The organism is Streptococcus sp. SM3 (assembly GCF_027497875.1).
The window spans coordinates 1-13,566 of sequence record NZ_JAJNSA010000065.1; the positions used below are offsets into that span (position 1 = coordinate 1).

Annotated in this window: 16 protein-coding genes and 1 pseudogene; 16 read left to right on the plus strand and 1 reads right to left on the minus strand. The window is 41.6% G+C overall.

The window, feature by feature from the left end; all coding sequences use genetic code 11:
* Both PAN06_RS09595 and glmS read left to right on the plus strand, forming a co-directional pair.
* The coding region (locus tag PAN06_RS09595; RefSeq protein WP_269796183.1) for a family 1 glycosylhydrolase at nucleotides 1-485 on the plus strand (485 nt) is incomplete at its 5' end.
* Nucleotides 486-866: 381 nt separating this feature from the next.
* The gene (gene glmS, locus PAN06_RS09600) at nucleotides 867-2,675 is read left to right on the plus strand and encodes a glutamine--fructose-6-phosphate transaminase (isomerizing) (protein ID WP_269796184.1); all 1,809 of its coding nucleotides are present in this window, start codon (nucleotides 867-869) and stop codon (nucleotides 2,673-2,675) included.
* 55 nt (nucleotides 2,676-2,730) lie between these two features.
* Here the strand turns inward: glmS and PAN06_RS09605 are convergent, their stop codons facing one another.
* The gene (locus tag PAN06_RS09605) at nucleotides 2,731-3,588 is read right to left on the minus strand and encodes a 5'-nucleotidase, lipoprotein e(P4) family (protein WP_003004374.1); all 858 of its coding nucleotides are present in this window, start codon (nucleotides 3,586-3,588) and stop codon (nucleotides 2,731-2,733) included.
* A gap of 366 nt (nucleotides 3,589-3,954) precedes the next feature.
* On the opposite strand from PAN06_RS09605, the gene PAN06_RS09610 reads away from it, so the two are divergent.
* The 14 genes and pseudogenes from PAN06_RS09610 to PAN06_RS09675 all read left to right on the plus strand — a co-directional run.
* A complete protein-coding gene (locus PAN06_RS09610; protein ID WP_269796185.1) occupies nucleotides 3,955-5,025 on the plus strand; it encodes a uroporphyrinogen decarboxylase family protein in 1,071 nt (356 codons plus the stop codon).
* A 17-nt stretch (nucleotides 5,026-5,042) separates the two neighbouring features.
* Nucleotides 5,043-5,243 (plus strand): hypothetical protein, encoded by a 201-nt coding sequence (locus PAN06_RS09615; RefSeq protein ID WP_021154358.1) that lies wholly within the window; start codon nucleotides 5,043-5,045, stop codon nucleotides 5,241-5,243.
* Nucleotides 5,244-5,342: 99 nt separating this feature from the next.
* Nucleotides 5,343-6,344: a uroporphyrinogen decarboxylase family protein gene (locus tag PAN06_RS09620; protein ID WP_223141386.1), complete on the plus strand. Its 1,002-nt coding sequence runs from the start codon at nucleotides 5,343-5,345 to the stop codon at nucleotides 6,342-6,344.
* 27 nt (nucleotides 6,345-6,371) lie between these two features.
* Entirely contained in the window at nucleotides 6,372-7,250 is an 879-nt protein-coding gene (locus PAN06_RS09625) for a transporter substrate-binding domain-containing protein (protein WP_269796186.1), read from the plus strand.
* A gap of 66 nt (nucleotides 7,251-7,316) precedes the next feature.
* On the plus strand, nucleotides 7,317-8,009 hold the full coding sequence (locus PAN06_RS09630; RefSeq protein ID WP_223141385.1) for an amino acid ABC transporter permease: 693 nt from the start codon (nucleotides 7,317-7,319) through the stop codon (nucleotides 8,007-8,009).
* A gap of 3 nt (nucleotides 8,010-8,012) precedes the next feature.
* Complete coding sequence (locus PAN06_RS09635) at nucleotides 8,013-8,699, plus strand: amino acid ABC transporter permease (protein WP_195623500.1); 687 nt, start codon at nucleotides 8,013-8,015, stop codon at nucleotides 8,697-8,699.
* Between the two features lie 19 nt (nucleotides 8,700-8,718).
* A complete protein-coding gene (locus PAN06_RS09640; RefSeq protein ID WP_003016067.1) occupies nucleotides 8,719-9,483 on the plus strand; it encodes an amino acid ABC transporter ATP-binding protein in 765 nt (254 codons plus the stop codon).
* 108 nt (nucleotides 9,484-9,591) lie between these two features.
* A complete protein-coding gene (locus PAN06_RS09645; protein WP_049473089.1) occupies nucleotides 9,592-9,990 on the plus strand; it encodes a DUF1310 family protein in 399 nt (132 codons plus the stop codon).
* 42 nt (nucleotides 9,991-10,032) lie between these two features.
* A complete protein-coding gene (locus PAN06_RS09650) occupies nucleotides 10,033-10,419 on the plus strand; it encodes a DUF1310 family protein (protein ID WP_269796190.1) in 387 nt (128 codons plus the stop codon).
* A gap of 14 nt (nucleotides 10,420-10,433) precedes the next feature.
* The gene (locus PAN06_RS09655; protein WP_269796187.1) at nucleotides 10,434-10,838 is read left to right on the plus strand and encodes a DUF1310 family protein; all 405 of its coding nucleotides are present in this window, start codon (nucleotides 10,434-10,436) and stop codon (nucleotides 10,836-10,838) included.
* Between the two features lie 162 nt (nucleotides 10,839-11,000).
* Nucleotides 11,001-11,396, plus strand: coding sequence for a DUF1310 family protein (locus PAN06_RS09660; RefSeq protein ID WP_003009964.1), 396 nt, complete (start codon nucleotides 11,001-11,003; stop codon nucleotides 11,394-11,396).
* Nucleotides 11,386-12,996 (plus strand): hypothetical protein, encoded by a 1,611-nt coding sequence (locus PAN06_RS09665; RefSeq protein WP_269796188.1) that lies wholly within the window; start codon nucleotides 11,386-11,388, stop codon nucleotides 12,994-12,996. The genes PAN06_RS09660 and PAN06_RS09665 overlap by 11 nt, the downstream gene beginning before the upstream one ends.
* Nucleotides 12,975-13,355 carry a type III secretion protein gene (locus tag PAN06_RS09670; RefSeq protein WP_269796189.1) on the plus strand — a complete coding sequence of 127 codons (381 nt, stop codon included), beginning with the start codon at nucleotides 12,975-12,977 and terminating at the stop codon, nucleotides 13,353-13,355. Before PAN06_RS09665 ends, PAN06_RS09670 begins: the two co-directional genes overlap by 22 nt.
* A 27-nt stretch (nucleotides 13,356-13,382) precedes the next feature.
* Nucleotides 13,383-13,566, plus strand: a pseudogene (locus tag PAN06_RS09675) (hypothetical protein); the annotation flags it as partial.

Below are 13,566 nucleotides of genomic sequence, written 5' to 3' on the forward strand. Positions count from 1 at the left end.
GTGTGGCAGCTCCTCGTTATGCTCCGAATCCAGCTTCTCCCCTACTCTTTGAGCAATTTTATGAACCCTATGTCATGCCAGGCCGCAAGATTAATCCCCACCGTGGATGGGAAATCTATGAGCAAGGCCTGTATGACATTGCCCAAAATATCAAGAAAAACTATGGCAATATCGAGTGGATTTTGACCGAAAATGGGATGGGGGTCGAAGGAGAGGAAAAATTCCGCAAGGATGGAGTGATCCAAGATGACTACCGGATTGACTTTGTCAAAGATCATCTTCGTGAGCTCCACCGGGCTATTCAAGATGGTGCCAATTGTAAAGGCTATTTGATCTGGACTTTTATTGACTGCTGGTCATGGCTCAATGGCTACAAGAACCGCTATGGTTTAGTTGAATTGGATCTTGAGAGTCAAAAACGTACCCTCAAAAAATCCGGTCATTGGTTCCGTGAGTTGAGCCAACAGAATGGATTTAAAGAATAGAAAAAACAGAGAGTGGGACAGAAATCGGAAATTCGTTAGAATTCGATTTCGTCGTCCCACCTCCGCACAGTTGAGTAGGACTGTAAAAGCTGATGAAATCAGCGTAGTAGAGCCCACTCAACCACTGCGTCTTGCTCGACAATCCAAAAACAATTAAGAGGCTAGGACTTTTATCCCAGCCTCTTTTCTTAACCCTTTCTTAACTAGACCAATTTTCTTATATTTCCTAGTTGACAAACTGGAAGAAGCATTGTATACTGACTCCGCTGGTTACTTTTTTGGTAAATTAGACTAGACCAATTTCAAAGTAACTGAGAAATCGACCATGGGTCGTTTGACTAAGTAAAGGGGAAAGTATAGCAAGGCTATATCGTAAAGACTATGTGCGGAATCGTTGGTGTTGTAGGAAATACAAATGCTACTGATATTTTGATTCAAGGACTTGAAAAGCTCGAATACCGAGGTTATGACTCTGCGGGTGTTTTTCTAGCTAGTGAAGGCAAGAGCCAATTGGTAAAGGCAGTTGGCCGCATTGCAGAATTGTCGTCTAAGGCAGAAGGTGTTGAAGGAACAGCTGGGATCGGACATACCCGCTGGGCAACTCACGGAAAACCAACTGAAGACAATGCCCACCCACACCGTTCAGAGACAGGTCGTTTTGTTTTGGTACACAATGGCGTCATTGAAAACTACCTTGAAATCAAGGAAGAATACCTAGCTGGTCATCATTTCAAGGGGCAAACAGATACAGAAATTGCAGCCCACTTGATCGGAAAATTTGCTGAAGAAGAGGGCTTGTCTACGCTTGAAGCCTTCAAAAAAGCTCTCCACATCATCCGAGGAGCCTATGCCTTTGCTTTGATGGACGCAGAAGATCCAAGCACCATCTATGTGGCAAAAAATAAATCACCACTCTTGATTGGTCTTGGGGATGGTTACAATATGGTCTGCTCAGATGCCATGGCCATGATTCGTGAGACCAACCAATATATGGAAATCCATGATAAAGAGTTGGTCATCGTCAAAGCAGATAGCGTTGAAGTCCAAGACTACGATGGAAATCGTCGTGAGCGCGCTAGCTACACGGCTGAACTCGATCTCTCTGATATCGGCAAGGGAACTTATCCATACTACATGCTCAAGGAAATCGACGAGCAACCAACTGTAATGCGTAAACTCATCCAAGCTTATACAGATGAGGCAGGTCAAGTAGTGGTAGAGCCAGCTATCATCAAAGCGGTTCAAGAAGCAGACCGTATCTACATTCTTGCAGCTGGAACTTCTTACCATGCTGGATTTGCTTCTAAGAAAATGCTAGAAGAATTGACAGATACCCCAGTAGAACTCGGTATTTCCTCTGAGTGGGGCTATGGAATGCCACTTCTTAGTAAGAAACCGCTCTTTATCTTTATCAGTCAATCTGGTGAAACAGCTGATAGTCGCCAGGTATTGGTCAAAGCAAATGAAATGGGCATTCCAAGCTTGACAGTAACCAATGTTCCAGGATCTACTCTTTCACGTGAAGCAGACATGACTATGTTGCTCCATGCGGGTCCTGAAATTGCGGTCGCTTCCACCAAGGCTTATACGGCTCAAATCGCAGCCCTTGCCTTTCTTGCCAAAGCTGTTGGAGAAGCCAATGGCAATGAAAAGGCCAAAGCCTTTGATTTGGTGCACGAATTGTCTATCGTTGCCCAATCGATCGAATCAACCCTTTCAGAAAAAGAAGTGATCGATGAAAAAGTCCGTGGCTTGTTGGAAACAACCCGCAATGCTTTCTATATCGGACGTGGCCAAGATTACTATGTTGCCATGGAAGCCAGTCTGAAATTAAAAGAAATTTCTTACATCCAATGTGAAGGCTTCGCTGCGGGTGAGTTAAAACACGGGACTATTGCTTTGATCGAAGACGGTACACCGGTCATTGCTCTCTTATCTGATCCAGTCCTAGCCAGCCACACACGTGGAAATATCCAAGAAGTGGCAGCACGTGGGGCTCATGTCTTAACCATTGCAGAAGAAAATGTTGCTAAAGAGACAGATGATTTGGTCTTGACAGCGGTTCACCCTTACCTCTCTCCAATTTCAATGGTGGTGCCAACCCAATTGATTGCTTACTTTGCAACCCTTCATCGTGGACTCGATGTCGACAAACCACGGAACCTTGCTAAGTCTGTAACAGTTGAATAAATTTGTCTATAGAAAAAATATCCTCGTTAGGTTTCTCCTAACGAGGATGTTTGCTTTATTTATCAAAACCTTGCAAGGCTTTGAGGCGTTCTTCTGTTTGTCCCTTGGCGTCTAGTTTTTTACCTTGGTAAACAGCAGATTCCCATGATCCGTACATTGGATTTGGGAAGATGATGAATTTTTCACCAAATTCTTTTTGCAATTCGTCCAATTTCTTGTCGCGATCAGCTTCAGATGTCTTAGAGAAGTCTGCAAAGTCCACTAGGTTGTCCCCAAAGAGCAAGACAAGATTGGTCTTTTCTTGCACAGCTTGGCGACGGCCTTCTTTTGATTTGACACCATCTTCTAAGAACATGAGGTGGTCACGTCCTTGAACCGGAATGCCTTCTTTTTCAAGATTCTTGATGGTGTCGTCTACTTGAGAGGTTGTACGGTCAGAAATGTAGTAGATTTGAACCCCGTTTTGATCCGCATATTGAAGAAAATCTTTGGCACCTGGCACCGCTTTTGCGGCTGCTTTTTTCACCCAAACATCCCAATCTTTAGGATTGAAGGCCGTACCATCTTTGACGTTTTGAACTTGGTAAGGGCTGTTGTCTAAAACAGTTTCGTCCAAATCCAAGACGATGGAATAAGGCTTATCAGAAGGAGTTTGGAGGATCTCTTTCAAACGGTCAGTAGCGACATTGTAGCCTTGTAAATACAAAGCCTTGGTTTCTGCTGCCTTTTGGTACCAGAGAACAGACATGGTATTTTCTTGTGAGCGCTGCTGATCATAGGTCATCGTCACCTGATTTTTAGTGCTACTTGCTTTTGTCTCTTGCGTTTTAGTGGTGTTGCTTCCACAACTCGTCAGTAAAATGACAGAAGCAAGAGCAGAAACGATGGTAAAGGTGGTTTTTGTTGTTTTCATAAACCGTACACTCCTTAAAATTATTCTACAAAATTATACTCCTTTCAATCTTGCCTGACAAGAAAGAGGAGAAGGTGATCCAGGGAATGGTAAAATGAATAGGAAGAAAGAAATGTTGATATGAAGGGCTTTTTCACCTCAATAGATGCCATTTTTCAGCTTAAAAGAAGGGGTATAGTTTTATATTATAACCGGATCAAGAAAAGATCAAAGAGGTCCTTTTTTTCTAAAATGTAAAAATAGAGAAAGATACTCGCAAGTCCCTATTTTCAAGGACTTGCGTTTTTTTGATACTTTTTTTAATAAAGAAATTTTAAGGCCTTGATAGGGAAAATATATTAGTCAGCTACTTTTCGAGGTGATATCATGGTTACAAATTCCAGAAGGAAAGCAGTTAGCCTTTCTATTGGAGAAATATTGAGGAGGATTCACAGTATGAGTAAAAAAGAATTGGTTCTTCGTGCCATTCGAGGCGAAACAGTAGAGCGAATCCCTGTAGGATTTTGGCTCCATTATGTGACCCAAGAAGAAAAAGAATTGGGTCTAGACAATCCGGCTGTAGTAGCAAAAAGTATTAAGGGACACCAACACTATGTTGAAGAAATTTCACCTGATTTTGTCAAGATCATGAGCGATGGCTTCTTCCGCTATCCGAGTGCTCTTTATTCGAGAGAGATCAAATCGATCCGAGAATTGAAGGATATTCAACCGATTGGAGAGCATCATCCTTGGATTGAAAAACAAATCGAAGTGGTCAAGGAGATTCGTTCCCATTTCCATGAAGAGATTGCTTCTTTCTACAATATCTTCTCGCCCATTTCTTATTTGAAACGCTGGTTCCGTACGGACCAATCCCGTGGAGACCAAGTGATTGCAGACTTTATCAAGGAGGATCCAGAAACCTTGTCCTATGTTCTTGACGTCATTGCAGGAGACATCGCTACTTTAAGTCGCCGCTTGATCCAAGAAGCAGGTATTGAAGGGATTTACTTCTCAACCCAGCAGGTCCAAGATGAGCGTGTGACAGATGAAGAATACCGCAAGATCATTGAACCGAGCAATATCGCTGTCCTAGCAGCAGCCAATGAAGCTGGAGGCATCAATATCCTTCATATCTGTGGTTTTGAAGGGGCCAGCAATGAAGTGGAGCTCTTCAAGGATTATCCAGCTCAAGTCATTAACTGGGCGACCCATCATGAAGGCCTTAGCCTAGCCGCAGGTCGTAAACTTTTCGGCGATCGTGCCGTTTTGGGTGGTTTTGTCAACGGCAAGAAAGGTTTGCTCTACCAAGGGGAACGAGAAGCTATTGAGCAAGAAACGCGTCGCTTGGTGGCTGAAGCTGGAAGCCGTGGTTTGATCCTTGGAGCAGACTGTACCGTGCCAGATGATTTCCAATTGGAACGCTTAGACTGGGTGCGTCAGGCGGCTGTATTGTAAGAAGAAAGGAGAGGGAGATGAAAAAGATCAATGTATGGTGTATCCTGGTAACCGTTTTGTTTTTGCTTCTAGGGCTCAGTAAAGTAGCTCTAGCAAGCAGTCAGGGGAAAGCAAAAAAAGATCCAGATATGGCAAGACTGGAGAAGATTCCAGCTCATAGTTTCTCCCTCATCCGCCCATCTGACCTAGCAGGAATTCTACTCCTTGAAGATCAGTGATAAAAAAAGATGAAGAGCTTGATAAAAAATATATATTAGTCAAACAATTATCGAAGTGATAAGATAACAAACAAGAAAAGAATAGAACGAGGTAAGAACATGTCATCAAAAAGAGAATTAGTGTTAAAAGCTTTTAAAGGAGAAGCGGTTGACCGTGTGCCAGTTGGATTTTGGCATCATTTCACAACAGAAGAAGAATGGTTGAAAGGATTTTCTAATCCGGAAATTATTGAAAAAAACCTCAATGGCCATAAAAACTTCCTTCACAAGGTCAAACCAGACTTTGTCAAACTCATGAGTGATGGTTACTTTGCTTATCCAAACCCAGCCATTCACAAGGGCATTGAAAATATCTCTGACTTAGCAGGGATTGAACCACTCGGAGCAGATCATCCATGGATCACAGAGCAAGTAGAGCTCGTTAAAAAAATCCGTGCCGGTTTTGAAGAAGACATTGTGGCTATCTACAATATCTTTGCTCCAGTGACCTACTTCAAATGGTTGGTCGGAGAAGTTTCAGGAGGAGATGACTTGATCGCCAACTTTATCGATCAAGATGCAGCAACTCTTAAAAAAGTATTGGATACAATTGGCCAAGATATTGCCAGTTTGAGCCAACGAATCATCAAAGAAGCAGGAGCAGACGGGATCTACCTCAGTGTTCAAAGTATCCAAGATGCGCGGGTTACACAAGAAGTTTATAAAAACATTATTGCACCGAGTGAACTCCATGTCTTAGAAGCAGCCAATGAAGCAGGTGGGGTAAATATCCTTCATATCTGTGGCTACGAAGGAGCTCGCAATGATATCCATCTCTTCACAGACTACCCAGCTCAAGTCATTAACTGGGCAGTTGGACCAGAAGGAATCAGCCTAGCAGAAGGACGCGAAATCTTCGGTGGACGCACGGTTCTTGGTGGTTTTGAAAATGGCAAAAATGGTCTTCTCTACACAGGAGACAAGGCTGCCATCCAAGCAGAAACCAAACGCATCATTGCAGAAACAGGAACCACAGGCTTGGTCATCGGTGCCGATTGTACGATTCCAAGTGACATTGATGAAGAACGAATCGAATGGGTTCGTGAAGCTGCAGCAGAATAAGGAAAATAGAAAGAGGGAGAACAGAGTATGAGTAAAAAAACATGGATTATCGGTGGGGTGGCAGTTCTTGCCATTGCAGGTGCAACCATTCTTGGACGGAGCTTGAACCATGCAAACGACAGCAAAGATTCAACAGGATCGAACAAGGTAACAACCTTGAAAGTAGCCCACACTCAAAACTATGTACCATATGATTTCGTTGATGAAAAAGGAGAATCAGATGGCTATGAAGTAGCCGTTCTCAAAGCCATTGACGAAAAACTACCAGACTACAAGTTTGAGTACACTGGAACAAGTGATGACGATCTCTTGATCGGTCTAGAATCTGGTAAATACGATATCGGAACCAAAGGAGCTTGGTATACCGAAGAACGTGCCAAGAAATTTATCATTCCAAAAGAACCAATCGGAGCAAGTATCATCGGATTTACCGTTCGGAAAGAAGATGCGAATAAATACAAGAATATCGATGACTTCGCTAAAGAAAAAGGAAAATTGGTTCCAATTTCACCACAAAATGCGCAGTGGAATGTTATTAAAGAATACAATGAAAAGCATAAGGACCAACAAATCGAATTAACAGCTGCCGAATCTTTCAAAGTCGCAGATGCCTATGCTTGGGTTCTTGAAGGACGTTACGATGCCTTCTTTGACATCAAACTTTCCTTTGAAAAAGCTGTCACAGATAAAGATGGTTCTTACCACCAATATGCGGACAAACTTAGCTGGTTTGCCTACAAAGGAATTCCAACTTACCCATTGATCCATAAGGATAAGAAAAACGAAAAATTTGCGGAAGAATACAGCAAGGCCATCAAAGAATTAGAAAAAGATGGCACACTTGCTAAATTGTCGAAAAAATATTTCGGTGAAGATGTCTTCAGTTATGTAGATAAAAAGAAATAAGATGGAACTGGGTGCGCATAGCCCCAGCTTCCTTATTTCTATACGGATACAGAAAGGAAAAGAAACATGGTCTCATACGACATTTCCAAGGTCTGGTCATTTCTTCCAACCTTGGTCCAAGCCCTACCAGCGACCCTAGCTTTGATGGTTTTAACGACGGTTCTCGGTTCTGCATTTGGCTTGGTTTTGACCTGGGCACAAGTATCAGAAGATAAGGTAGGAGCAAGTCTGGCAAAGGGTTATGTCTTTACCTTGCGTTGTACCCCTCCGATTGTCTTGCTCTTTTTGGTCTTTTATGGACTTCCCCAATTTTTGAACTGGTGGTTGGGCATTGACATTGACCACTGGTCCAAGTTTGTCTTTGTCCTTGTTGCCATGTTTCTTCTCTTTGCCGCGATGATCTCTGAGGTCTTCAAGGCAGCCTATTTGGCCATTCCAAAAGGTCAGATGGAAGCGGGCTTGAGTATCGGCTTGACGCCAGCTCAAACCATTTGGCGGATTGTCCTTCCCCAAGCCTTTCGCGTGGCTCTTCCAAATATGACGACTGCCATCTTGAACCTCATGCGTGATGCCGCTTTGGCTTATACCATTGGCTTTATCGATATCATGGGAGCAGGCAACAACTTGATCAGCCGCAATCTTGGGAATTATTCCCTCGAAACGTATACAGCTGTCGCAGTGATCTACTGGGGAATTGCCCTTGTGATCTCCTTCTCCGCTCAACTCCTTGAGAAACGACTCAGTGTAACAGAAAGGTAGCTTATGGATTTCAATTTTATTAGTAAAGCATTTCTAGCCACCTTGGGTGGTGTTCCAGTGACCCTTCTGATCATGGTTGTATCGATTCTTTTGAGTTTCTTTCCAGCCCTCTTTTTGGCACTCGGTCAGATCTATAAGGTCAAAGGTGTTCGCAGTTTCTCAGTGATTTACTTAGCCTTTATCCGCGCGACGCCTCCGATTCTCTTGATTCTCTTCTTTTATAGTCTCTTTCCCAGCCTCTTAAATAGCTTTTTTAAGAGTATTGGTAGTCACTTTAATGTCTTTGAGATCAATCCCATTTACTATGCCTTTATCATCTTTAGCTTGATGACAACGGGAAGTCTTGCTGAAATTCTACGGTCAGCCATTCTGACGGTGGATAAGGGCCAGCTAGAAGCAGCGCAAGCCATTGGTTTGACCAATCGCCAAGCCTATATCCGCATTGTTTTTCCACAAGCCTTGCGTTCAGCCCTTCCTAATTTGTGTAACTTAGTTATCAACTTGGTCAAAGGAACCTCCCTTGTCTTTGTCATGACCATCAAGGATATCACCGCCATTGCCAAGGTTGAAGCCTCTTATGGCTATCAATATTTTGAATCCTATCTAGTGATTTTTATTCTTTATATTGTCATTTGTGGGGTGATTCAGTGGGGATTCAATCTCTTAGAAAAACGTCTGACACTCGCATAGAAGAAGGAGAAATAAGAAGATGTTAGAAGTAGAACACGTATCGAAAAAATTTAAGGATCACCAGGTCCTGGTAGATGTTAATCTCAAGGTCAACCAAGGGGATGTCGTCGTTATTTTGGGTCCATCTGGATCAGGAAAAACAACCTTCCTTCGCTGCCTCAATCACTTGGAAAAGGCAGACACAGGCCACCTAACCCTAGGTGGAAAAGAATATGACCTCTCAAAACTTAGCAAAAAAGAGATTCTAGAAATCCGCCAAAAGACGGCCTTTGTTTTCCAGCATTACAATCTCTTTGCCAACAAAACAGCGCTTGAAAATATCTTAGAAGGCCTGGTTGTAGCTCGTAAGATTCCAAAAGAAGAAGCTATCCAACGGGCAGAATCAGCCCTTGAAAAAGTTGGTCTCCTCGCTTACAAGGATTACTATCCTTCTCAATTGTCAGGTGGTCAGCAGCAACGGATCGGAATCGCGCGTGCCATCGCAGTGAAACCAGACGTGATCTTGCTGGATGAGCCGACTTCAGCGTTAGACCCAGAGTTGGTCGGTGACGTCTTAGATGTCATGAAGCAATTGGCCCAAGAAGGAGTGACCATGGTTGTCGTAACCCATGAGATGGGCTTTGCGCGTGATGTAGCCAACCACGTTATCTTTATGGATGGCGGACACATCATCGAAGAAAATGAACCGCATGAATTCTTCAACAGTCCAAAGGAAGAGCGAACCAAACAATTCCTTTCACGGATTTTATCCGATGCCACTTATAGCGTCGAATATATGATTTAACAGGAGACACACCCAGTAAGGGTGTGTTTTTTAGAATCTGGAAAAAATTCTTAAAAATTGGGTCATTTTTTAAAAATCATTACGAATAATATAAGTGAGAGGGAACATATGACTGATAAAAAACAACGATTAATGCTACTATTCTTACTGACTTTGTTTCTAGGAGGCTGCAGTCTTTTTACAGATAAAGCTGCTGAGAGAAGGGAAATGATTCAGATTGCAGAAAGCACGAAAATGGAGCGAGCGATAAAACACTTGTTAATCAGTATCGATCCGAAAGCTTTCACTTCAGAAGGAGTCATTCACTCCTATACCCTGATAAAAGGTGAATTGGAATACAATCCAATGGGAGGGATGAATGTCTATCTCGTTATCAATGGCGATAAAAAGTTAACGATCGATACGACTGTTCAAATGGAAGATTCAGGACAGTTCGAAGCAGGTAGTTACGGTATTTCAGCAAAATTAAGTGATCTGTTAAGTGAAGCAGAAGAGGCTGGGAAATAAACTCATTCAGTGGAGTCGTTCATGGAAGCATCAAAGGAAAATATGAGAACTAAAATAAGATGGACGTTATGGTTATTGCTAACCACTTTGTGCCTAGGAGGATGTAGTCTTATTACTAGACGATCAGAGCAACGAAGAGAAATGCTAGAGATTGCAGAGAGTAAGCAATCAAAAAGAGTTCTCGAATATATATTGAGACAAGAAGACCCCTATGCCTTGACAGCAGAGGGAATTGTGAAGTCATATAAAATTAATACCCACCGGCTGAGATATCACCCTATGGGAGGATTGACGGTAGAAATGGTGATTAACGAGGATAAGAATTTAACCATTACGACAACTCTAACCCAGGAGGCTGATGGGCATCTGGAACAGAATGGAGTAGTCATTTCAGGGGAATTATCCAAGAAATTAGTAAATGCTAAATAAGGACTTGCTTGAAAATGAATAAAAGATACAGTGTGGCCGTAATCATAATTTTGTCAGGGCTACTTCTAGGAGGATGTAGTCTTATTACCGGACGATCTACAAAGAAACGAGAAATGATTCAAATCGCAGAGAGTAAGAAGATGAAAGTAGCGATTGAAAACATGTTAACAAAATTAGATTCGAAAGCTCTAACGCCAGAAGGAAAAATAAAATCATATAAAATTTCTAAAGATGATTTAGATTATAATCCGATGGGAGGGATATTAGTAAAAATAGTTATAAATAATGATGCAAAGTTAGTTTTGAGCACAACTATACAAGAGGATGCTACTACAAAGAAATATGAAGAGACCTATTTTGGGGAAACAGAGGAGTTAAGTGATTTATTAACTAGCAATCATTCAGGCAAACACCCCTAATATAGTTAAATAGAAACATTTATGGATCAAAACCAATATGTTACATCAATAGCTAGTGCTTGTAACGATTTGGCAACATTTTTTAACAAAAGTAACATTTCAGGTATGAATAGAATTTTGTATAATAAATTCTAAGAAACCTGAAGAAAGAATGGGAAGAAGATGAAAAAAAGTAAATTTATTGTGTTGATAATGGTAGTATTTAGCCTGAGCTTAGGAGGCTGTAGCTTTTTTAATGGACAATCTGCCAAGAAACAAGAAATGATTCAAATCGCAGAGAGTAAGAAGATGAAAGTGGCGATTGAAAAATATTTAAAAAAACTAGACCCGGAAGCACTGACTCCAAATGGAAAAATAAAGACTTATAGGATTTTAAAAGATAAATTAAAATATAATCCAATGGGAGGGCTGATTCTAGAGGTAGTCATTAACAATGATGATACATTAATAATCAATATGACAGTTCAAGAGGAAGATTCAGGGGAATATACCGTTGCAGCGTCTGGAATGCCAAAAAAGTTAACGAGACTAATAAGAGGAGAAAGTGATGGTCATTAATTCTAATTTTTCGGATCTTCAACATCAGAAAACATCCTTATTAGAATATCAACCGTTAGAAATGGGGCAAGATTATTCTATTAACGATGGAGATGATTATATTGGTAACTTAGCTCATATCTATGATAGTGTAAATGGTAATGAAGAACAGGTCTTCGTACTAACGGATAGTGGCAAGGGTGTTGAACAAGATCCAGTCCCCTATACTGCTTCTGATGAAGCGCGTGCCCAAATCCATGACGTGACTGTCTTGATGAAGGGATCTGAAACTGAAACAAGTACACAAAAATTACTCCATGATACATTTACGGATTGGGTAAAGACAGATTTGCCTGCTGCTTCTAACATTCTTGGTCCCAATGGAGCGGCGAACTATGCGACAGATTATGCGAAAAGATTCACTAGAGATAAGATTAAGGAGAATTTGAAAAAAAGGGATGAAACTGCCGATTATAATATTTCGGAGCTTATTAGTTATCCGTTTGGTTTACTCGATAAAAATGTTGGAAATAATGTAAAAAGCTTTGTCAAGAGTATTAGAAGTAATCCAATAACAAATGCTTATCGTGAGGCGAAAGCAAATCTATATGGTATGGGAACGGATATTCTAATTGATAGTCAAGCAAAGTTTCCAGTATTTATTGGGGCTACCATTTTAAAAGAGTACAACAAAGATAGAGGTACTTTCCCGCCTCCGCAATTTAAAGATGCTGCAGCTCATTTGAAAGAGGTGATCCGAAAATACCCCAATGCCAAGATTGATCTATACGGTCACTCTCTGGGTTCTATGAATATTCAGTATGCGCTTGCCTGTTTGACGGAAGAGGAAGCTTCTCATATTGGGACCGTACACCTATATAATGGCCCTAATGCCTATCCTATTTTAACACCCGAGCAAAAAGTGCGTATAGATTCGCTGAAGTACAAAATCTACAACCACATTGACCATAAAGATTTGGTTAGCTTGGGCTATCAGGATTCTGGAAGCAAGGAATCCAGTGGGATTGTCAAGCACCTCAAAACTAAGAATTTGATAAATACGGGCCTGCAGCACATGATGCATGGTTATATCTATGATAAGGACGGGAATTTGGTTCTTGAAAAGGGAACGGAAGCCATCACTCGGAAGGAAATCATTGAAGAGCGGATGAAGGTTTACTATCGCCTAAAGGATAAATTACAAAAAACAGGTGGTGGACTGAGCTCAAGTGAACGGATTTATCTTGACGCTTTGCAGGCGCGCTTGGCTTCTGATGAGCTGATTCGAGTAGTGGATGAAGGACTGGAGCAAGCTCAGAAATCTAAGGCACAACTGGATACAGATTTAGAAGCTTTGGAGAAAGTATTACAGACCGTTCCGAAAGGCTTCATTCTCAATCTTTCCGAAGTAGAAGAGGCCTATGCACAGGCTGGTGCAACAAGGCAAACAGTTGTCACTGAAGTAAGAGAAAGGTTCGACAACCGTTTGGCTGCATATCAGTCCTTATCGAATGAATTTCATGCTTTAAATGAGCAAGTGAATGCAGGAATTGAACTCTTAAAAGCAAAAGATCAAGAAATAGCAGGAGAAATGAACCAGTGGGAACAACTAGCTTATTAATTTCATCTACTCTTTCGAAAAAGGAAAAGAAACTAGATCACTTGGAAAGAGAGTTCCAAAAAGCGCGCTTGGAGCTAGATGAAAAGCGTTGCCTAGTGGAAAGAAAACAGCAGCTCTTCACCCAGATGCTGGAAGAAGAGTTTGCGATGGCAGCTTCATTCTTACAAGAGCAGGAGGTTGATGTCAGTTGTGGATGGGAGTCCCTCCATCGCTGTATCGAAGAGTATGATCTCGAAGCTAGAGAAGCTGCACAAGTAGCCTTAAAACAGATCGAAATCGAGGAAGAGAATTTATGGCAATCCTACCGGAAAGATAGACGCCAACTGGAAGAGAAGTTTGCACAAGATAAAGTTTCATAGTTTTCATAGTATAGAAGAGGAGGAAGTATGGGTGATAGTCCAGTCAAAGATTTCTTTGATTTAGATATGAAAGATAAGATGAGGATCATCGAAAGCCGAAAGAAACTTGAAAAAGATTTAATCCGTGTTGTCTATGCGCCCGTTTTATTGACCTGCAAGGCAGGAGTTGAGAAGCGTTACAATGATGGATTGACTGCGATTACAACAGTAG

What these genes read in the sequence shown, in the direction of transcription:
- glmS (WP_269796184.1), top strand. Translation starts at nt 867, where the DNA reads ATGTGCGGAATCGTTGGTGTTGTAGGAAATACAAATGCTACTGATATT.
- PAN06_RS09635 (WP_195623500.1), top strand. Translation starts at nt 8,013, where the DNA reads ATGGATTTCAATTTTATTAGTAAAGCATTTCTAGCCACCTTGGGTGGT.
- PAN06_RS09625 (WP_269796186.1), top strand. Translation starts at nt 6,372, where the DNA reads ATGAGTAAAAAAACATGGATTATCGGTGGGGTGGCAGTTCTTGCCATT.
- PAN06_RS09665 (WP_269796188.1), top strand. Translation starts at nt 11,386, where the DNA reads ATGGTCATTAATTCTAATTTTTCGGATCTTCAACATCAGAAAACATCC.
- PAN06_RS09650 (WP_269796190.1), top strand. Translation starts at nt 10,033, where the DNA reads ATGAGAACTAAAATAAGATGGACGTTATGGTTATTGCTAACCACTTTG.
- PAN06_RS09655 (WP_269796187.1), top strand. Translation starts at nt 10,434, where the DNA reads ATGAATAAAAGATACAGTGTGGCCGTAATCATAATTTTGTCAGGGCTA.
- PAN06_RS09660 (WP_003009964.1), top strand. Translation starts at nt 11,001, where the DNA reads ATGAAAAAAAGTAAATTTATTGTGTTGATAATGGTAGTATTTAGCCTG.
- PAN06_RS09630 (WP_223141385.1), top strand. Translation starts at nt 7,317, where the DNA reads ATGGTCTCATACGACATTTCCAAGGTCTGGTCATTTCTTCCAACCTTG.
- PAN06_RS09605 (WP_003004374.1), bottom strand. Translation starts at nt 3,588, where the DNA reads ATGAAAACAACAAAAACCACCTTTACCATCGTTTCTGCTCTTGCTTCT.
- PAN06_RS09645 (WP_049473089.1), top strand. Translation starts at nt 9,592, where the DNA reads ATGACTGATAAAAAACAACGATTAATGCTACTATTCTTACTGACTTTG.
- PAN06_RS09640 (WP_003016067.1), top strand. Translation starts at nt 8,719, where the DNA reads ATGTTAGAAGTAGAACACGTATCGAAAAAATTTAAGGATCACCAGGTC.
- PAN06_RS09620 (WP_223141386.1), top strand. Translation starts at nt 5,343, where the DNA reads ATGTCATCAAAAAGAGAATTAGTGTTAAAAGCTTTTAAAGGAGAAGCG.
- PAN06_RS09610 (WP_269796185.1), top strand. Translation starts at nt 3,955, where the DNA reads ATGGTTACAAATTCCAGAAGGAAAGCAGTTAGCCTTTCTATTGGAGAA.
- PAN06_RS09615 (WP_021154358.1), top strand. Translation starts at nt 5,043, where the DNA reads ATGAAAAAGATCAATGTATGGTGTATCCTGGTAACCGTTTTGTTTTTG.